At 65.3% G+C, this 20094-nt stretch carries 17 protein-coding genes; 10 read left to right on the forward strand and 7 right to left on the reverse strand.

The window, feature by feature from the left end:
* Together ABYB95_RS03130 and dprA are read left to right on the forward strand one after the other, a co-directional pair.
* On the forward strand, positions 1 to 907 hold a 907-nt coding region (locus tag ABYB95_RS03130), incomplete at its 5' end, for a peptidoglycan-binding protein (RefSeq protein ID WP_372656981.1).
* Between the two features lie 8 nt (positions 908 to 915).
* Entirely contained in the window at positions 916 to 2013 is a 1098-nt protein-coding gene (gene dprA / locus ABYB95_RS03135; protein ID WP_372656982.1) for a DNA-processing protein DprA, read from the forward strand.
* A gap of 53 nt (positions 2014 to 2066) precedes the next feature.
* On the opposite strand, the gene ABYB95_RS03140 is transcribed toward dprA, so the two are convergent.
* From ABYB95_RS03140 to ABYB95_RS03160, 5 genes are all read right to left on the reverse strand, one after another.
* Positions 2067 to 4448: a DUF1631 family protein gene (locus tag ABYB95_RS03140; RefSeq protein WP_372656983.1), complete on the reverse strand. Its 2382-nt coding sequence runs from the start codon at positions 4446 to 4448 to the stop codon at positions 2067 to 2069.
* Positions 4449 to 4527: 79 nt separating this feature from the next.
* The gene (gene secF, locus ABYB95_RS03145) at positions 4528 to 5481 is read right to left on the reverse strand and encodes a protein translocase subunit SecF (RefSeq protein ID WP_372656984.1); all 954 of its coding nucleotides are present in this window, start codon (positions 5479 to 5481) and stop codon (positions 4528 to 4530) included.
* A gap of 30 nt (positions 5482 to 5511) precedes the next feature.
* Positions 5512 to 7395, reverse strand: coding sequence for a protein translocase subunit SecD (gene secD, locus ABYB95_RS03150; RefSeq protein WP_372656986.1), 1884 nt, complete (start codon positions 7393 to 7395; stop codon positions 5512 to 5514).
* Between the two features lie 117 nt (positions 7396 to 7512).
* Positions 7513 to 7833, reverse strand: a complete 321-nt coding sequence (gene yajC, locus ABYB95_RS03155; protein WP_372656988.1) for a preprotein translocase subunit YajC — start codon at positions 7831 to 7833, stop codon at positions 7513 to 7515.
* A gap of 137 nt (positions 7834 to 7970) precedes the next feature.
* The gene (locus ABYB95_RS03160) at positions 7971 to 11564 is read right to left on the reverse strand and encodes an indolepyruvate ferredoxin oxidoreductase family protein (protein WP_372656990.1); all 3594 of its coding nucleotides are present in this window, start codon (positions 11562 to 11564) and stop codon (positions 7971 to 7973) included.
* Between the two features lie 181 nt (positions 11565 to 11745).
* On the opposite strand from ABYB95_RS03160, the gene ABYB95_RS03165 reads away from it, so the two are divergent.
* The 7 genes from ABYB95_RS03165 to ABYB95_RS03195 all read left to right on the forward strand — a co-directional run bounded on the left by ABYB95_RS03165 (position 11746) and on the right by ABYB95_RS03195 (position 17721).
* On the forward strand, positions 11746 to 12255 hold the full coding sequence (locus ABYB95_RS03165; RefSeq protein ID WP_372656991.1) for an Lrp/AsnC family transcriptional regulator: 510 nt from the start codon (positions 11746 to 11748) through the stop codon (positions 12253 to 12255).
* A 206-nt stretch (positions 12256 to 12461) separates the two neighbouring features.
* The gene (locus tag ABYB95_RS03170) at positions 12462 to 13043 is read left to right on the forward strand and encodes a hypothetical protein (protein ID WP_372656992.1); all 582 of its coding nucleotides are present in this window, start codon (positions 12462 to 12464) and stop codon (positions 13041 to 13043) included.
* Positions 13044 to 13193: 150 nt separating this feature from the next.
* Positions 13194 to 13826 (forward strand): hypothetical protein, encoded by a 633-nt coding sequence (locus ABYB95_RS03175; protein ID WP_372656994.1) that lies wholly within the window; start codon positions 13194 to 13196, stop codon positions 13824 to 13826.
* Complete coding sequence (locus ABYB95_RS03180; RefSeq protein ID WP_372656995.1) at positions 13823 to 14287, forward strand: hypothetical protein; 465 nt, start codon at positions 13823 to 13825, stop codon at positions 14285 to 14287. Before ABYB95_RS03175 ends, ABYB95_RS03180 begins: the two co-directional genes overlap by 4 nt.
* A gap of 3 nt (positions 14288 to 14290) precedes the next feature.
* Entirely contained in the window at positions 14291 to 15109 is an 819-nt protein-coding gene (locus ABYB95_RS03185) for a hypothetical protein (protein WP_372656996.1), read from the forward strand.
* Positions 15106 to 17103: a hypothetical protein gene (locus ABYB95_RS03190; RefSeq protein WP_372656997.1), complete on the forward strand. Its 1998-nt coding sequence runs from the start codon at positions 15106 to 15108 to the stop codon at positions 17101 to 17103. Before ABYB95_RS03185 ends, ABYB95_RS03190 begins: the two co-directional genes overlap by 4 nt.
* 138 nt (positions 17104 to 17241) lie before the next feature.
* On the forward strand, positions 17242 to 17721 hold the full coding sequence (locus ABYB95_RS03195; RefSeq protein ID WP_372656998.1) for a hypothetical protein: 480 nt from the start codon (positions 17242 to 17244) through the stop codon (positions 17719 to 17721).
* Between the two features lie 88 nt (positions 17722 to 17809).
* Here the strand turns inward: ABYB95_RS03195 and ABYB95_RS03200 are convergent, their stop codons facing one another.
* Positions 17810 to 19069: a murein transglycosylase A gene (locus ABYB95_RS03200; RefSeq protein ID WP_372656999.1), complete on the reverse strand. Its 1260-nt coding sequence runs from the start codon at positions 19067 to 19069 to the stop codon at positions 17810 to 17812.
* On the opposite strand from ABYB95_RS03200, the gene ABYB95_RS03205 reads away from it, so the two are divergent.
* On the forward strand, positions 19002 to 19145 hold the full coding sequence (locus ABYB95_RS03205; RefSeq protein ID WP_372657002.1) for a hypothetical protein: 144 nt from the start codon (positions 19002 to 19004) through the stop codon (positions 19143 to 19145). The two genes, ABYB95_RS03200 and ABYB95_RS03205, sit on opposite strands and share 68 nt — an antisense overlap.
* A gap of 61 nt (positions 19146 to 19206) precedes the next feature.
* Here ABYB95_RS03205 and ABYB95_RS03210 read toward each other — a convergent pair whose 3' ends face one another.
* Entirely contained in the window at positions 19207 to 19836 is a 630-nt protein-coding gene (locus ABYB95_RS03210; RefSeq protein WP_372657003.1) for a response regulator transcription factor, read from the reverse strand.
* Positions 19837 to 20094 lie beyond the last annotated feature (258 nt).

The following is a 20094-nucleotide window of genomic DNA, read 5'->3' on the forward strand; positions in this document are numbered from 1 at the left end:
CGGCCAGGTGCTGTACCTCGACAAAACCGGCGGACGCGCCCGCCTGAGCACCACCCGACCCGGCAGCGGCGACCTGGAAACGGTCCGCGTGTCGCCGCGCACCCGCTACGAGAGCCTGAACGATTCGGCCATTCCGCCGATTTCGCTGCAAGCCATTGAAGCCTTTCTGACCGAGCCCATGATCGTGGACGAAGAGACCTTCGCTTTGGCGCCGCGCATCGTGGCCACACAAGAAAACCGCGTGCTGCTCAGCAATGGCGACCGGGCCTATGCCCGAGCCCTGTACGGCGAAAGCGGCAAAGGCCAGCCCCTGAGCATCGAACCCGGCCAGCCGCGCGACTTCCGGGTGTTCCGCAATGCCGTGCCGCTGAAAGACCCGAGCTCCGGGGCCATCCTGGGCTACGAAGCGCAATACGTGGGCAAAGCCCTGCTCGAGCGCGGCGAGTCGACCCAGGAAGTCAAGAGCACCGATGGCAAAGCGACCACCGAACTGGTGCCCGCCACCATCGACATCGTCTCCGCCAAAGAAGAAATGCGCGTCGGCGACCGGCTGTTACCCGAACCCGAACGCGAGCTCATCAGCTTTGTGCCCCGCGCACCCACCACCGCGCAAACGGGCCAGATCGTGTCGGTCTACGGCAACGCCGTGACCTATGCGGCCCAGAACCAGGTCGTGACCATCAACCGAGGCCGTGCGCACGGCATGGAGCGTGGCAACGTGCTCGCGTTGCTCAGCCAGACCTCGCAAGTCACCGACAAAACCGACGATGCCCGGCCTGAACTGCGCCTGCCCGGTGAGCGCAACGGCCTGATGATGGTGTTCCGCACCTTCGACCAGGTGTCTTACGCGCTGGTGCTGCAGATCACCGACGGCGTGAAGGTCGGCGACCGCTTCACCAATCCCTGAATCGGTCCATGCGCCGCGCGGAGCTGGCCGCCTGGTTGCGGTTGTTGCTCACACCGGGTGTGGGCAATCAATCAGCCCGACAACTGCTGGGCGCTTTCGGCTTGCCCGAAGCGGTTTTCGCGCAAACGCAGGCGGCGCTGCAAACGGTCGTCGGCCCAAGGCTTGCCACCGCCTTGCAATCAGAACCCGAAGACCTCGCGCCACAGGTGGAGCGCCTCGACACCTGGCTGGCCCAGGATCCGCAGCACCATGTGCTGACCCTGGCCGACCCGTTGTTCCCCCCCGATCTGCTGCAAATGGCCGATCCTCCCCTGCTGATCTACGTGGTGGGCGATGTGCAAGCCCTGCACCACCCACGTCGGCTGGCCATTGTGGGCAGCCGCAATCCCACCCCGCAGGGCCAAGCCAATGCCCGCCAATTTGCGCGCGCGCTTGGAGAGGCCGGTGTGTGCGTGGTATCGGGTTTGGCGTTGGGCGTGGACGGTGCCGCCCACGAAGGCGCTCTGGAGGCTTCGGCGCCCACGGTGGCGGTGGTGGGAACGGGTGTGGACCGGGTCTATCCCAAACGCCACCTGGAGCTGGCACACCGCATCGGTCGCCAGGGTGCGATCGTCAGCGAATACCCCCTGGGCACGCCGCCGCTGGCGCAAAATTTCCCCAACCGCAACCGCCTGATCGCCGGCCTGTCCCAGGGCACGCTGGTGGTCGAGGCCGCCTTGCAGTCGGGCTCGCTCATCACGGCCCGCCTGGCCGCCGAGCAGGGTCGGGAGGTGTTCGCCATCCCCGGCTCCATCCATGCACCCCAATCGCGCGGCTGCCATGCCCTGATCCGCCAGGGCGCCAAACTGGTGGAATCGGCGCAGGACATCTTGGAAGATCTGCACATGGTGGACCGCGCCGAGCGCGCCGCTGTTGAAGACACCGACCCGACGCTGCACACCAGCTTGCTGGATGCGATGGGATTCGACCCCGTCGGCCTCGACGCACTGCAAGCCCGCACCGGGCTGGACACCGCCACGCTGCAAGCGCAGTTGCTGGACCTGGAGTTGGCGGGTTCGGTGGGGCGGCTACCGGGTGGATTGCTGCAACGTGTGGGGCAGGGCTGATCTTCCACCCTGTCCAGAACCCAGAACCGCCCGGCGCGAACGCCGACCTGGCTCTAACCGAGCAAACGCTCGGGATTGGCGTCCAGCTTGGCCAGCGCATCGCGCGTGGCGCGCACGGTCAACGCCTCGTCTTCGCTTGGCACCAGCAAACCGGCCTGCAAATAGGCGGCGACCCGTGACGCCTGGATCAGGAAACAGCGCCCGCCATTGGTCACGAACATATACAGCTGCCCGCGCTCGCTGCGCCAAGCCAGTTGCACGCTGTTGAGCTTGCCGTTGTGATCGAGACCGAACCAGGAACCGATTTGCAACTCCACCGCCCAGGCGCGCATGGCTTCGTTGGGCTTGCTGCCGCCCTGCTTGACCACTTCGATGCTGCTGGCGTCCACACCGGTGATCATCTCGATGCTCTCGGTGTCGAGGTCCAGATCGCCGACGCCACCTTCGGGCAGATAGTCCTCCAGGTGCGCCAGGCGCTGGGCCAGGTTTTCCAGACTTTCAGCGGATATGGCCTCGGTACGGGACATGAACGCGTCCGCCAAGGTATCGCTCACCGACTTGATGTGCTGATCCTGCAAGCCCGCCGGGTAACCCAACAAACCCATGCCGTGGCGCAGGCGCTGCAACAGGCCGGGCAATTGTTGAATGACTTTGGCGCGGTCGTCGCGGTTGGGCTTGGCGCTCGCGGCCCACAGCAGGTCCGAGGCGACTTGCTTCAACGCAAGGGTTTCTTCGTGTTTGCGTCCGTGTTTCACACTGACCACGGCCAGCACATCCACCCACACTTTGAACAAGAATTCGCGCACTTCGTCGCGCACCGGCACGTCGTCGAGCAGCTTGCGCAGCTCGATGGTGAACTGCACCGACAGGGTTTCTTTCAACTCGACCTGTTGGGCCACGCTGACAAAGCGGCTGGCGCTGCTTTGTTCGCTCAGGTAGGTGGACAAGAACTTCTGGAATTCGTCGAGCACCAGCTGGAACACGCGGCGACCGGTCTCCGGGTACTGCTCCACCACCTGCACCACGCGCTTGATTTCGGCCTCCAGCGCGGCCGAGGTGACATTGGACTCAAAACCCAGGACACACGAACCCATGCGGTCGATCAGGCGCCGCGCCGGGTGCTGCATCGCGCTGAAGAATTCGGGCTCGGACAGGGCGACACGCAGCACCGGAATCTGGAGCCGCGCAAACCAGACCCGGACACTCGGCGGAATACGGTCTTCGGCCAAGATGGCCTGGAACATCAGCGCCACCACTTCGATAGTGGCTTTTTCGGTCGATGTCGTGGCCGCCTGCTTGAGTTCGGTGGTGCGCTGGCGCAGCGCCGTGGCGGCCCTCTCGACATGACCGGCATCGGCATACACCGCGCCCGAGCCAGAGTCCCCTGAAGCGGGCAACCCGGCGTCGGCGCTGACCACCGGCATCGAGCGCTGGATGGCTTGCTGCAAGCGGGGCGAAGGCGGCAAAAGCTGGGTGGCCTCGAAGTCACCGCCGACCTTGTCCACCAGCATGCGCTTGAGGCGTCCCATGACGCCCTGGGCCCGCTGGCGCGCTCGCGCCAAAGGCGACGAACTGGTCATGAGACGGGTTTCGTCGTGAACACCCATGCCCGAAGAGGCCGCGCCCATGTCGCTGCTTGCTCCCGAGCCGTGCCCCGAACGTTGGCCGGCACCGTGACCCGAACCGCCGTCCGAAGACGCGCCGCCTCCCGTTTCGCCGCCGCCGACCATCGCCTTTCTGCCCGCCTGGCTGGCAGCCGAGGCGCCAGGTGCAGCGGAACCCGGCGAGCGCTTGACCAGCGCCTGCAGATCGATGTCTTTCATCACACCGCTGGAGACGAGGAAAACATTGGCGGCTTTGTACGCCTCGAGCATTTTGGCCGCCAGGGCAGGCGCCAGGGCGTCCTGCACCAGCAACCAAGCCTCACGAGGCAATGACGCCGCGATCCATTGATCGACCAGGATGCGCGCGGTCACGTCGGGCAAGAGCACGTCGCCGCGCGGCAGCTCCTGGCGTTTTTCCAGGTGCTGCACCCGCAAGCGCAACTCGTTGAGTTCGGTGGAAGCCAGATCCAGCACCCGCATCGCCAATCGCGAGGCCATGATCTGGTCATCGATCACGCCTTCTGCCAGCAACTCCAGCCGCCCCGGCTCGCTCAAGGTGCTGCTGCCCGAAGGGCTGAAACGCGGCAGCAAGGTGCGCTGAAGCGCCTTGCGGCTGTTGTTCAGCCAGGTCGTCTGGTGGGTCTGAAAGGCCATCCAGGCATCCCGGTGGTCTTGCATATCCCGTGCCGAACCTGGCTGGTCCAGCACGGCGGATAGACGGGTGTCACACGCCTTGACCAGCTCGGGGAGCACCCGTCCCACGTGAACCACAAAGAGTTCGCGCGCCTGCTTGGCCAGGGACGACACGTGCTGATCGGGGGAAGGGGACATGTTTTTCAGTATGACACGAAAGACCCATTTTTCAGGTCGTCAACTCAGACCTCATCGCGCGAAACGTGGCCCATGGCATTCAAACCACAGCGCCCGCATTCGGGTCGTCCGGGTCTTCTTGCTTGCCGCCACCCGATTTGATCAGGTCTTCGCGCTTGATGCCCAGCCACATGGCAATGGCGGCCGCCACAAACACCGAAGAGTAAATGCCAAACAAGATACCGATCGTCAGCGCCAGCGCAAAATAATGCAGGGTAGGGCCGCCAAACAAGAGCATCGACAACACCATGATCTGGGTCGATCCATGGGTGATGATGGTACGGCTGATGGTGGACGTGATGGCGTTGTCAATGATTTGTTCGGGCGTCTTTTTCCGATAACGGCGAAAACTCTCACGTATGCGATCAAAAATCACCACAGATTCGTTGACCGAATAGCCCAACACGGCCAGCACAGCCGCCAGCACCGCGAGCGAAAACTCCCACTGGAAGAAGGCGAAGAAGCCCAGGATGATGATCACATCGTGCAAGTTGGCGATGATGGCCGAGACGGCGTACTTCCATTCAAAGCGGAACGCCAGATAAATCATGATGCCCACGACCACCAGCCCCAGCGCTTTGAGGCCGTCCTCGACCAGCTCCTGCCCCACCTGTGGCCCCACAAATTCGGTGCGGCGCAGCGTCACCGCCGGATTTTGCGCCTTCAAGGCCTCCAGCACGGCTTCGCTCTGCTGCCCCGAACTCTTGCCGGCCTGGGTCGGCAGGCGCAGCAACACGTCGCGCGCGGTACCGAAGTTCTGCACCGGGACCTCGGCGTAACCCAGCGACTCGACCACCTCGCGCACCGCGGTCAGATCGGCGGGCTGCTCGTACGCCACCTCCATGACGGTGCCGCCGGTGAACTCCACCGACAGGTTCAAACCCCGGGTGATCAGAAAAACGACGGCGGCAACGAAGGTCACGAAGGAAATCACGTTGAAGATCAACGCGTGCTTCATGAACGGGATGTCGCGGCGGATGCGGAAAAACTCCATGGCTGTGCTTTCGTGTGTGGTGGGTCGGCTTCAGTCCGCTTTGACAGCGGGTACGCCGCCGTCGGGTCGCCAGACGGTGCCGATGGACACGGTTTTGAGCTTCTTTTTCCGGCCGTACCAGAAGTTGACCAGGCCGCGCGAGAAAAACACCGAGGAGAACATGCTGGTCAGAATGCCGATGCAGTGCACCACGGCAAAGCCGCGCACGGGGCCGGAGCCGAAGATCAGCAAAGCCACGCCCGCGATCAAAGTGGTGACGTTGGAGTCCAGGATGGTGCCCCAGGCGTGCTCGTAACCGGCGTTGATGGCCGACTGCGGCGCCGCGCCGTTGCGCAACTCTTCGCGCACCCGTTCGTTGATCAGCACGTTGGAGTCGATGGCCATACCCAGGGCCAGCGCCATGGCCGCGATGCCGGGCAGGGTGAGCGTAGCCTGCAGCATGGAGAGCACGGCCACCAGCAGCACCAGGTTGAAACCCAGGGCCAGGCTGGAGAACATGCCGAACACCATGTAATACATGCACATGAAGGCCACGATCACCGCAAAGCCCCACATCACGCTGTTGAAGCCCTTGGCGATGTTCTCGGCGCCCAAGCTCGGGCCGATGGTGCGCTCTTCGATGATTTCCATCGGCGCGGCCAAAGAGCCCGCGCGCAGCAGCAGCGCGGTGTCGCTGGCTTCAACGCTGCTCATGCGGCCCGAAATCTGCACCCGGCCACCACCGATTTCGCCACGGATCACCGGGGCGGTGACCACTTCGCCCTTGCCTTTTTCAAACAGGATGATGGCCATGCGCTTGCCCACGTTGGCACGGGTCACATCGCGGAAAATGCGGGCGCCTTTGGCGTCCAAGGTGAGGTGCACGGCCGCTTCCTGGGTCTGGCTGTCAAAGCCGGCCTGCGCATCGGTGAGGTTTTCGCCGGTGAGCAACACTTCCTTTTGCACGATCACGGCCTGGCCGCTGCGCTCCAGGTAGCGCTCGGAGCCAAAGGGCACGGCGCCGCTGCCCCGCTCGGCAGACTGGCCTTCGGTGCTCTCATCCACCAGGCGCACCTCCAGCGTGGCGGTGCGGCCCAGAATGTCCTTGGCCTTGGCCGTGTCCTGCACACCGGGCAGCTGCACCACGATGCGGTCCACGCCTTGCTGCTGGATCACCGGCTCGGCCACGCCGAGTTCGTTGATGCGGTTGTGCAAGGTGGTGATGTTCTGTTTCAGCGCCTGTTCCTGCACGCGGCGCGCGGCCTCGGGCTTGACGCTGGCCACCAGCCGGAACTCGCTGCCGTCCGGCGTTTCGACCACTTGCAGATCCGGGAACTGGTCCAGGACCACGCCGCGCGCGGCTTCCAGCGTCTCGGCGTCGCGGGCCCGGATTTCGATGTTCTGCCCGTTGCGGGCAATGCCGCCATGGCGCACGTTCTTTTCGCGCAAGGCGCTGCGCAGATCGCCGGTCAGCACGTCCACACGGCGCTGCAAGGCCGCGGGCATGTCCACCTGCAACATGAAGTGCACGCCACCGCGCAAATCCAGGCCCAGGTACATGGGGGAAGCGCCGAGGGCGGCCAACCAGGCGGGTGTGCGTGGCAGCAGGTTCAGTGCCACCACGTGGGTCGGCGCGGCGGGATCGGTGTTGAAGGCCCGGTCCAGCGCGTCGCGCGCTTTCAGCTGGTCGTCGGTCGATTCAAAGCGGGCTTTGACCGAATTGCCTTCGAACTGGATCAGCGAGGGCTTGAGCCCTTGCTCGGCCAACACCTCCTCCACCCGCGTGGCGGTGCTGACATCGACGCGCACCGAGGTGCGCCCGGCTGAAACCTGCACCGCAGGCGATTCACCAAACAGATTGGGCAGGGCGTACAAGGCCCCGATGAGCAACGCCACCACAAGAATGGCGTACTTCCACAGCGGATATCGGTTCATGACAAGTTGGCCCGGGAGGCTTGAGGGACGGATCGAGAACGCGGTGGAACCGGCTTCGCCGGGCCACGCGCGGGCCCTTTTGAAAGGGACACGCGCGGCGCGGCGGGTGCGTTGCAGTTACTTGATGGTGCCCTTGGGCAAGATCTGAACCACCGCCGCACGCTGCATCTGGACTTCCACGCCGTCGGCAAGTTCCACACCAATGTAGGCTTCGCCCACTTTGGACACCTTGCCCAGGAAGCCGCCCGAGGTCACGACCTCGTCGCCCTTGGCCAGTGCTTCGACCATGGCCTTGTGCTCTTTCTGACGCTTCATCTGCGGACGGATCATCACGAAATACAGCACCACGAACATCAATGCCAGCGGCAGCAGGCCCATGATGGTCGATTGGGTGCTACCGCCATCAGCGGCTTGGGCAAAAGCAGAGGAAATGAACACAGGATGTCTCCAACAACAGATTGATGAGTGGCAACGCAAACGGCCCGAAGGCTTGGCATCAAGCGCCCCGGGCGTCTGGGTCTTAACTGTCCATTGTATGCCGCCGGGCCCTGGTGGCTGGCCCGGCGCTCAGGGCGTCACGCCGCGCGCGCCACCTCGGTCGACGGCTTGCGCCACTGGGCGCGCAGACCGTCCCAGCGGCTGCGGGCAGCGGCCAGGTGGCGCATCTTCACGTGACCGTAGCCCTTGATGTGCTCCGGTATGCGAGCCAGCTCCAGCGCCAGGGCGTGGTTGGTGGCGTCCAGCGTGGGCAGCAGCTCTTGGATGCAGGCCCGGTATTCCTGGATCAGCTCGCGTTCGATGCGGCGCTCTTCGGTTCGGCCAAACACGTCCCAGGCCGTGCCGCGCAAGCCCTTGAAACGGGCCAGCACCGCAAAGACCTTGAACATGAAGGGGCCGAACGGGCGCTTTTGCAGCTCGCCCCGGTCGTTCTTTTTGGCCACCATGGGCGGCGCCAAGTGCACGTGCAGCTTGAAGTCGCCTTCGAACTGGCTGGCGATGCGGGCGTGAAAGGCCTTGTCGCTGTGTAGACGGGCCACTTCGTACTCGTCCTTGTAGGCCATGAGCTTGAAGAGGTTGCGGGCCACGGCTTCGCTCAGGCTGGTCTTGCCCAGCGGCGCCTCCACCGCACGCACCTGCTCCACGAAGGCCTGGTATTGCTCGGCGTAGGCGCGGTTCTGGTAATCGGTCAGGAACGCAAGCCGGCGCGCCACCAGGGTTTCCAGTGTGTCGCGCTTCTTGAACTGGATCACCTGCTCGCGGCCCGAAGCGGCATCGACCCGGGTCTGAAAAGCGCGCGGATCGTGGGCGGCCAGGCGGCCCCATTCAAACGCGGCTTTGTTGTTGGCCACGGCAACGGCGTTCAACTCGATGGCGCGTTGCAGAGCCTCCAGCCCCAGCGGAATCCAGCCCTTTTGCCAAGCGTAGCCCAGCATCATGGGGTTGGTGTAAATGCTGTCGCCCATCAGCGCACTGGCGGCGGCTTCGGCGTTGAACACGCCCACCGCCGACTCGCCCAGGTTGTGCACCAGCGCGTCCACGCAGGCCTGGGCCGGGTTTTGCCAGTCCGGCTGGGTCACAAAGGCCGCCGTGGGCGTGGCGCTGGCATTGAGCGCGGCGCGCGTGCGCCCGGCGCGCAGCCGCTGCAGGGTTTCCTTGTTGGCGCTGACGATGGGGTCGCAGCCCAGAATCAGATCGGCAGACGCCGCGCCCACGCGGGTGGTGCGGATGTTGTCCTGGTCGCGCCCGATCAGCACATGGCTCCAGGTGGCGCCACCCTTTTGCGCCAGACCACCCGCGTCCTGGGTGACGATGCCCAGGCCTTCGAGGTGCGCGGCCACGCCCAGCAACTGGCCGATGGTGATGACGCCAGTGCCGCCCACGCCGGTCACCACGATGCCATAGGCCTCGGCACCCAATGCGGGTAGGGCGGGCAGGGGCACGCGGGGGCTGTCGGTTTGCGCGGCGGCCTTGCCCGCCACCGCCTTCTTGCGCAACTGCCCACCTTCGACGGTAACGAAACTGGGGCAAAAGCCTTTGACGCAGGAGTAATCCTTGTTGCAGGTGCTCTGGTTGATGCTGCGCTTGCGGCCGAATTCGGTTTCCAGCGGCTCGATGGACAGGCAGTTGGACTGCACGCCGCAGTCGCCACAGCCTTCGCACACGAGTTCGTTGATGACCACGCGCTTGGCCGGGTCGACCAAGGTACCGCGCTTGCGGCGGCGGCGCTTTTCGGTGGCGCAGGTCTGGTCGTAAATGATGACCGTGGTGCCCTGGATTTCGCGGAACTCGCGCTGGATGGTGTCGAGCAGATCGCGGTGCTGGATCGCGATACCTTCGGGCAAGCCCTTCACGCTCTCGTATTTTTCCGGCTCGTCGGTCACGATGGTGATCTTGGCCACACCTTCGGCTCGCATGCTTTGCGCGATCTGCACCACGCTGTGGCCTTCGGGCCGTTCGCCCACCTGCTGGCCACCGGTCATGGCCACGGCGTCGTTGTACAGAATTTTGTAGGTGATGTTTACGCCCGAGGCGATGCTTTGGCGGATCGCCAGACTGCCGCTGTGGAAGTAGGTGCCGTCGCCCAGGTTGGCGAACATGTGCTGGTCGTGGGAGAACGGCTGTTGCCCGACCCAAGGCACACCTTCGCCGCCCATCTGGGTGAAGCCGACCGTGGCGCGGTCCATCCAGATGGTCATGAAATGGCAGCCGATGCCGGCCATGGCGCGCGAGCCCTCGGGCACCTTGGTGCTGGTGTTGTGCGGGCAGCCGGAGCAAAACCAGGGCTGGCGCTCGGCGCCTTGCACACCCTGCGTCAGCAAAGTGGTGACCGACTGCTCCTGCGCGTTCAGGATGGCGAGTTGCGTGTCGATGCGGGCCTGGGTGGCCTCGTCGATACCCAGCTTCTTCAGGCGCCGCGCAATGGCGCGCGCAATGATGGCGGGCGACAAATCGGCGTTGGCGCGCAACAAGGTGTGTGCGCTCGGATTCGGCATCGACCATTCACCGCCCGTGTGGTCGCCCTCCACCTCATCGAACTTGCCCAGCACGTTGGGCCGCACGTCGCCGCGCCAGTTGTACAACTCTTCCTTCAACTGGTATTCGATGACCTGGCGCTTCTCTTCGACCACCAGGATTTCGCGCAGACCGGTGGCAAATTCGCGCGTCGTCTGCGCCTCCAGCGGCCAGACCACGGCCACCTTGTGCAGGCGCAGGCCGATGCGGCGGCAGGTGGCGTCGTCCAGCCCCAGATCGAGCAGCGCCTGGCGCGTGTCGTTGTAGGCCTTGCCACTGGCTATGACGCCGAAACGGTCGTTCGGCCCTTCGATCACGTTGTGGTTGAGCCGGTTGGCGCGGATGTAAGCCAGTGCGGCGTACCACTTGTAGTCGAACAGGCGTGCTTCCTGCTCCAGCGCGTGGTCGGGCCAGCGGATGTGCAGGCCACCGGGCGGCATGTCGAATTCGGGCAATACGATCTGCACCCGCTCGGGGTCGATCACGGCGGTGGCACTGGACTCCACGATTTCCTGGATTGTTTTCAGGCCCGCCCAGACGCCGGAGAAGCGGCTCATGGCAAAGGCGTGGATGCCCAGGTCCAGGATTTCCTGCACCGTGGCCGGGAAAAACACCGGCAGCCCGCAGGCCTTGAAGATGTGGTCGCTCTGGTGCGCGGCGGTCGAGCTCTTGGAAATGTGGTCATCGCCCGCCACCGCAATCACCCCGCCCAGCGGGCTGGTGCCGGCCATGTTGGCGTGCTTGAACACGTCGGAGCAGCGATCCACGCCCGGGCCCTTGCCGTACCAGATGCCGAACACGCCGTCGAACCGGTTGCTGCCCTCGGGGGCAAAACCCAGCTGTTGCGTACCCCACAGCGCGGTGGCAGCCAGCTCTTCGTTCACGCCGGGCTGGAACACGATGTTCTGGCTTTTCAGAAACGGTGCCGCCTTTTGCAGCGCCTGGTCGTAGCCACCCAGCGGCGAACCGCGGTAACCACTGACAAAACCCGCTGTGTTCTTGCCCGCCAGCGCGTCGCGCTGGCGCTGCAGCATGGGCAGTTTCACCAGCGCTTGCACGCCGCTCATGAAGGCGCGCCCTTGATCGAGGGCGTACTTGTCGTCGAGGCTGACGTTTTCCAACGCCTGGCGGATGTGTGAGGGCAGGGGGGCGTTCATACGGGTGTCTCCGTGGGTGGACATGCAAGCCGCCTTGTGAGCGGCCGGGACTGCGTCGCGCCCGGGTGGGGCGGCGCCTCTAGGGTGTTGCAAAGTGTATGCCGGCGGCCTGGATATGTCTTTTCTTTCTTTGCGTGTATTTGCCGTATATGCGCACGATTCTTTCTACAATTGGCCAATCATGGAAACATTGGACAACTTTGATCTGGCCATCCTGAACGAATTGCAATCGGATGGCCGCCTGACCAACGCAGAACTTGCGCAACGCGTCGGCTTGTCGGCCGCGCCCTGCTGGCGGCGTGTGCGGGCGCTGGAAGAGGCTGGCTTCATCCTGGGCTACCGCGCCGAGATCGACCGCCACAAGATCGGCCTGGGCGTACTGGCGTTCGTGCGGCTCGACGCCGCCCAGAACTCCGGCCACTTGCTCAAGGCGCTGGAAGAAGCCATACGCACCCTGCCCGAAGTCATCAGCTGCCACTACATCAGCGGCACCGGCACCTTCGAGCTGCAGGTGGTCAGCCGCGACCTCAACACCTTCAGCCAGTTCGCGCGCGACGTCTTGATCAATCTGCCCAATGTGAAGGATTTGCACACCAGCTTTTCACTGGGCGAAGTCAAGGCCGGCAGCGTGCTCCCGCTGTCCCATTTGAGGGCCCAAAGTTCCCACACGGCAAAATCACGGCGAACTTGAGGCCTTTTTGCTGCCGCCCATCCCAAAAATTCGACCGCTGGGTGATGAATCTTTCGTAAGTGCTTGTATTTGTGACATTTTTCCACCGTCGCACTTGCTGAAAAATTTCAACCTCCGTACCATTCAGGCATTCCGGATGCGGCGGCGCAAGGTACCGGAAAGTGAACATCCCACCTAGAAGCAATGCGCCCTCAAAGGAATACGTCGTGAAGAAATCTGTCTTTCTCAAATCTGCCCTGGCCCTGGCCCTGGTATCTCCCCTGCTGGCTTCGGCCGAATCGCAACTCACCGTCGGCGCCGGCTCTGCCGCTGCCCGCCTCGATTTCCGCGTGGTTATCCCGCGCGTGCTGTTCCTGGCCGTGGGCACGGGCAGCGCTGCACTGGCCAACAACACCACCATCGACCAGGTGAGCTTCGACTACACCACCAACCCTGCTGACGTGGGTACCGGCGCAGTGGCTGGCGCGATCACCGGCAACGTGGTCCCTGTGCGCGCCTTGGGCAACAACGGTGTGATCGCACTGGCCAGCACCAACACCGGTGCCCTGACCAACGCCACCGGTGACACCATTCCCTGGACCCAGATCACTGCCACGTCTTCAGACGCCACCAACTTCCCCAGCCCTGCGCCCACCGGCGCCTCGGTGAACCTGGGCTTGAGCTCGGGCACCAAGGTGACCAGCCGCAGCGCCAACTGGACCTTTGCATACGGCAACACCACGGTGGCAGCACCCGGTACCTACGGCACGACCAATGGCCGTGTGACCTATACCGCCACCATGCCCTGAGCGAGACCGTGCGTCCCCGCTGGTAGCCGCCCGGGCGGCTACCGCACAAAAACGGAGGGCCTGCGTGATGCGGCTCTCCGTTCTTGTTTGTTCCATCCCGTCCCAGCACCGGCCATGCTCCGGCGACACCCTTGGGTCACAATGCATTCGATGAAACACACAGCCCAGCCACTGCAACCGAAGCGCCTCGCGGTTTCGGTTCTGGCGCTGCTGTGTCTGTTGCAAGCACTGCCCGCCCAGGCCTGGGTTTTGACCCTGAACGCCGCTTCGCGCAGGGTGTTTCTGCATGTGGGCAACGGCACAGCCGAGGGCAACAACGGCACCATCAACCGGGTCGAGGTGAACCTGACCGGCGCCCAGCTCATCGCGGGCACGCCACAGAGCATGACCACCAACAGCACCCAGGCACAGAGCTTGTACGACGGTTTCACCACCTGCCCCACACCCAATACGCAAATCATGGTGGGCGCCTCCTACCGCCGCAGCAACGGGGGCAACGGCCCCGCCAGCGCCACACTCAGTGTGAGCTCGCCCGCTTCGCTCGTCTCCACCACGGGCGACAGCATTCCCTTCACCCAGATCAGCTGGACCGTGGCCGCGCCCGGCAGCGCCAACCCGAATGTGATTCCGGCCGGCAGCTTCAACGGTGGCTCCCAGACGCTGGCCAGTGTCGCCGCCAACACCTACATCGAAAACTGCCACAGCTTCGAATACGCCAACAGCAGCATGCAGGCATCTGGCACTTACGACGGACGGGTGACCTACACCATGACCAGCCCATGAACCAGCGCCGCGCCTGGTCACTGTGCATGGCCCTGGCCTGGGCGCTGGGCGCGAGCGGCGCGGCGGCCAACCCCTTTCCGCTGGACGACTCCCAAAGCCACACCGTGCCGCCCACGGCACAAATGCAGTGGCGCCCGATCGCGCCGGGACAGGCCGACACCGGCATGGAAGCCTGGGTGCGGGTGAATATCCGCATTGCCACCCAAGCGTGGAAGGGCCGCAGTGGCCGCGTCTACATGGTCCTGCCGCGCGACCAGAGTTCGACCATCGAAGCGGTCTGGACCACGCAGGGCCGCTTGCTGCCCGGGCGGCTCGCCTCGGGTGAGCGCAGCCTGGTGTTCGCCGGCGTGATCGCCGCCGACACCCTGGAAGACCAATTGCTGGTGCGCCTGCGTTCGCCCGCCGACTGGCAAAGTGCCAGCCGCCGGCTCAACTTCCATTTTGAATTCGATACCGACTAGCCCATGCAGCGTGCCCCCTTCTCTTTTCGCTGCTTTTCTGTAGCGCCCTTGCTGGCGCTGCTGATGGCCTGCTGCGCGACCAGCGCGCAAGCGGACGGCTTTGCCGCCTACATTTCGCCACCGCGCTTTGAAATACAAGCGGTCGCGGGCCAGACCCTGCGCGAGGTGGTGGAAATCCAGCACGTGGGACGGGAAAAGGGCAACTACCGCATCTACACCAACGACTGGGTATTCAACCCGGACAACTCCGTCACCTTCAGCGACGCGCTCGCCCCCGACAGCTGCCGCCCCTGGGTCGCGATCGAGCGGCGCGAGCTGGCCATCGAGCCGGGCGCGCGCTACCGCTACCGCTTCGAGATCACCCCACCGCCGGACACGCCGCCGCGCGAATGCCGCTTCGCGATCATGGTCGAAGGCCTGGAGACGGCCAAGGTGGCCGGGCAACTGAATTTTCCCGTGGGTGGACGCATCGGCGTCATCGTCTATGCCACCCTGGGCAGTGCCGCGCCCCGGCTCGAACTGGCGGCCACCCGCGTCACCGCCGTCAACGGCCAGACCACGGCGGTGATCGATATACGCAACACCGGCAACGCGCACGGGCGGATCGAAGGCTTTGTCAACGGCACCGACGCCAGCGGCCAGGACTTCGAACTCGCGCCCGCCGACCTGCCCATCATGCCGGGTGAGACCCGCAGCCTCAGCCTTTCACCGGTGGTGACCGAAGGCCAGACCGCGCCCACGGTGCGGTTTCCGTTGCGCGTCAAAGGCGCGCTGGAATGGGGCAAAAACCGCTTGCCGCTGGACACGAGTTTCACCCCATGAGCCTGGCCCGAGGACGGCCGCACCCACTGCTGGCGGCACTGGTCTGCATCGGCCCGGTGCTCGCCGCCGCGCAAAATGCTGCGCCCCCGGCGAGTAGCCAGAACCAGCCCGGCACCTACCTGGACCGCGAGATCGAAGGCCTGAGCCCCGACGTCGCGCCGGCCAATGGCCAGCCCCTCCACTACGACGCCGATGGCCTGCCCCGCTTTCTGCGCCTGGAAACGCGGCTGGGCACCCAGCCGTTTGACACCGAGCGCCGGACGCGGCTGGGTTACGCGGTTTTTGGGCTGCTGGAAACCCCGAACCACGGCACGCTCTCGCTGGACGGCAGCTACGCCCCGCAGGCCGGGCGCGGCACCCTGACCTTGCGCCAGCGCGGCCTGCCCTGGACCGGCGGCTGGCAAGCCAACCACGAGCTCGGCGTCATCAGCACCCTGGCGCCCGACGTCAGCCACCAACCCTCGCGCATCTACGTGCCGTCGGCGATTCTGCAAGGCTTGAGCGCCGAGTGGGAAAACCCGGGCAAAGGCCTGCAGTTGCAAGCCGTCACCGGCCAGCCGGGGCGCCTGGAGGGCCTGCCCACCAGCGGGTTCCGAACGCTCGCCGGCCGGCGCAGTTCGCTGGGCGTTCAATGGCATGCCAACGCCGATGCAGGCGCCACCGATCCACTGCTGGGCTGGACCATGGCCTTGCGCCACGAAGACGCCACCGGTGTGTCCGCTCTGGACCAGCCCACGCTGGCCTCGGACTTTGTGGACGCCAACTCCACCCAGCTGGTCTTGCGCCACGCCACCAGCGACCTGCGCATCCAGGGCCAGATGATCAACACCCAGGCCAGCAACCTGAACGGATCGCGCAACGGTCTGTGGCTGGACGCCGAGTGGGACGACGGCCCCCGCACCCACGGACTGGGCCTGTTCCGGCTAGACCCCGATCTCAGTTGGGCGCAACAACCCATGCCCAGCGACATCGCCGGCACCTACTTTCGCACCAGCTGGCGCACCCGCCAATGGTCGGCAGAAGCCTCCATCGACTGGCTGCACGCCGTTTCGGGCCGCGCCAGCAACGGCTTGTACGCCACCGGCAGTGCGCGCTGGCGACTCGGGCGTGGCAGCAGCCTGGGCACCGGCTTGTCGGTGCGCGACTACGACGGCCGGGCCTGGGACAGCTACGGCGACTGGCGCTGGCAAAACGACTGGGGCACCAGCGGCCTGCGGCTGGAACTCGCGGGCGGGCAAAACCAGGTCGGCTCGCAAAAACTCATTTACGACCAGGACTGGACCGTGCCGCAAGGCTATAGCCTGTCCACCAGCCTGGGCCTGGGGCGCTTGGGCGCCTCGTCCGCCACCGGCGAAGCGGCCCAAAGCCTCTGGAGCGGTGCACTGAATCTCGGCGCACCGCTGAGCAGCAACGCCGAGTTGCGCGCCAGCATCAACACCGAACAAGGCAGCGGCAACAGCCGGCGCTGGGGGCTCAACCTGGGCGCCAACTGGCGCATCAACACCCACTGGAGCCTGGAAGGCCAGTTCAACCGATCCAGCGGGCAAAGCCTCACCCCGGTCTCGATCAACCCCCTGGCGCCCCCCTTGCCCGCCGTCACCACCAACGCCGACCGCTCGTTCTACGCCGTGTTGCGCTACGAACAACAGGCCGGCAGCCGCAGTGCCCCGCTGGGTGGCCAGGCGCAAGACGGTGGTGGCCGCGTGGAAGGCACGGTGTATTTCGACGCCAACCGCAGCGGCACGCAAGAGGCCAGCGAAAGCGGCGCACCCGGCGTCACCGTCTACCTGGACAACCGCTACGCCGTGCGCACCGACGCACAAGGCCGCTTTGAATTCCCCTTTGTGGGCAGCGGACCGCGCACGGTCGGCGTGCGCAACGAAACCCTGCCCCTGCCCTGGACCGTGGTCGACGAAGGCCAGGTGAAGATCGACGTGCGCCTGCGCGAGACCACCCGCCTGAGCATCCCAGTGCAGCGCAGCAGCGGCAACTGAGCCGCCAGCCGCCGACGGCGCCCCGCGCAAAGCGCCGAACTGGCCGTTAAAACGGTGTTATTTCACGACTTAGGGGCAAATCCACTGGGTTAGCGCCACACCCATCAAGTTGCAGCGGGCAGCGCCGATACAGGGAGCATGACCCCGCCGCTCCGCTCCTTGCTACCCTGGCTGGCCAGCCTGGGCTTGCTGCTGGCGCCTCTGCCCGGCATGGGCGAGAGCCGCTTCAGTTCCCAAGCCAACAGCGTGAGCGGCTCGTTGGACTTCCGCATCGTCATCCCACCCATCATCCGGGTGCTGGAAAACAGCCATCCCGATTCACTGAACGCCAACGCCGACGGCGCCTGGAACGGCCAGCAACGCCTGGTGGTGCTCTCCAACATGAAGCGCGGCTTCTGCGTCACCTTGCGCCAGACCGACCCGCAATGGCAGGCCTGGACACTCAGCACCGCGCAAGACAACGGCGTCTCGCTCAGCCCCGTGGCGGGCGGCTACCGCCTGTGCACCGCCCGCCCCGGGCGCTACACCTTGCTGCTCGAACACGAATTCCGCGCACCCACCGACGGCAGCGCGATCGCTGTGCGCTGGCCGGTGCAGACGGATTTGATGGCGATGTGAGCCTGCAGCGCAGCTGCTGGCTGCAGGCACTCAAGCCATCGGCCGCGCCCGGCAAACGCGCCAGGACGCGACGAGGATCAGGACGCCGTCAAGGCTTTCTCGGCCAAAGAACCCACATTTGCAACGGCTGCTTGAGCGCCGCCGCCACGGTGTAGGCCTCGTCGGTCCAGCCGCCCCAGCCGGTGAACAAATCGGCGCGCGCTGCGCCCACGATGGCGCCGCCGGTGTCTTGTGCCAGCACCAGTTTTTGCTGGTTCAGCGTGGGGCCTTGGGTGGCCAACCACACCGGGGTGCCATACGGAATGCTCTTGGGGTCGACGGCGATGGAGCGGCCCGGTGTGAGCGGCACACCTTGTGCGCCGCGCGGCCCGAAGCGGGCGTCTAGTTCGGAGAGTTTTTCTTCGCGGAAGAACACGGTGCGCGGGTTGCTCCAGAGCATTTCGTTCAGGCGCTGCGGGTTTTGCGCGGCCCAGGCCTTGATGGCGTCCCACGAGGCTTCGCGGACGGCGCGCTGGTCCAGCAGCCAGCGACCCACACTTTGGTAGGTGTGGCCGTTGTGCCCGGCGAAGGCCACCCGCACCTGGGTCTGGCGGCCATCGGGCTCGGCGAGGTTCAGCCGGCCCGAGCCCTGGATTTGCAGAATGAGTGCGTCGATGGGATCGGCCAGCCACGCGACCTCGCGGCCTTTGAGCGCGGCTTGTGCGGCGGGCAGGGTGTCGATCTCTTGACGGCTGTACCAGGCCTGCCCGGCGCGCAGCCCAGCGGGCGGCGCGTACAGCGGCGTGCGGTGGCTGGCGGTGGGCACGCGGCTCGCGTTCAGAATCGGTTCGTAGTAACCGGTCAACAAGCCCGTGGGTTCGCTGCCGTTGGCTTCGTTCACCCGATAGGGTTGGTAGCTGCGCACGATCCAGTTTTGTTGTTCCTGTGCGGTGGCGATGGAGAGCTTGCGCACATCGGCGCACAGCGCGGCCTGGCCCGGCGCCGGGCGTTCGCAGCCTCGCACCCAGGCGTTCCAGGCTTCGTGCAAGCTGTCTTGCCCCCAGCCGGGCAGCTCGGCCCAGCGCACCGGCGTCCACAGGCTGGCACCGCGCTGCAGGGGCGGAGGCAGCGCCTGGTTGTCCAGCACCGGTGCCCCGACAGCAGGTGGCTGCGGCTCGGGGGGATAGCTTTCCGGGCCGGTGGCGCAAGCGCCCAGGCTGCCTACAATCAGCAAAGCCATGTACCGACACAGGCCCGGCCAATGGGTCGGGTTGCCGCTTTTACCGTTCAGGACGCTACCCATGATTTTGTTGTTGCTCGAAGCACTGGGCGCGTTGGTGATCTTGGTGTTCATTGTTTGGTGGACCATGTTCTCGGGGCGCAAAAAAGGCGAGCTGCCCGATGCGACGAAGCATCCGGACAAGGATACCGAGCCGCGCAAATAAGCCCTTGCCAGCGCTCGGCGTCTGTCAACGCCCACTGCACCACCATGCGCGGGTGCTTTTTCTAAACCGCACGCAGCACATTGGCCAGTTCCACCGCCGACTTGACGCCCATTTTGTCAAACACGTTGGAGCGGTGCACTTCGACCGTGCGCACGCTGATGTGAAGCTGATCGGCCACCAGCTTGTTGGGCAGGCCTTCGATCACCAGCTGCATCACGCTGCGCTCGCGCTCGGTCAAGCCGTCGATGCGCTGCTGCACTTCGCGCACCGACCGGCGCTGGGCCTGCACCTGGGCCGATTGGGCCAGTGCCTGCTCCACCCGGTCGACCAGGGCGTTGTCGGAAAACGGTTTTTCGCAAAAATCGAAAGCCCCACGCTTGACCGCATCCACCGCCGTGGGCACGTCGGCATGGCCCGATAAAAAGATCACCGGCATGGCGGCTTGCCAGGGCTGTGTGAGCAAAAAATCGAACAAGGCCAGACCACTCATGCCGGGCATGCACACATCGAGCAACAGGCAGCAGGGCACGGTGGGTTCGTTCTGCCAGCCCAGCACCTCGGCCAGGAAAGCGTCTCCGCTGTCGTAACTTTCGCTGAGCAGGCGGCGCGTGCGCAGCAGCCAGGACAAGGCCTCGCGCACCCCCACATCGTCGTCCACGAGAAAGATCTTGGCGTCCGGGTAGCGGGTCATGGCTGCATGATAGTGGAGGCTATGAGGCCAGCCGCCGGGCCGTCCCCAAGGCAGGCCCAACCCCACGGCCGCGGGTATCCGGGGCCCCTTCCCCGGATCGGGGCAGCGGACCTCACGCAGCCGCAGCGCGTGGGGGCCACGGGCCAGCCGCCGGGCCGCCCCCAAGGCAGGCCCAGCCCCCTCGGGGGGCAGCGACCCGCGCAGCGGCGGAGCGTGGGGGCCACATTCACACCGCCGGCAACGTGAACCGGAACACCG

The sequence above is a fragment of the Hydrogenophaga sp. genome (assembly GCF_041633695.1).
Classification (GTDB): domain Bacteria; phylum Pseudomonadota; class Gammaproteobacteria; order Burkholderiales; family Burkholderiaceae_C; genus Hydrogenophaga.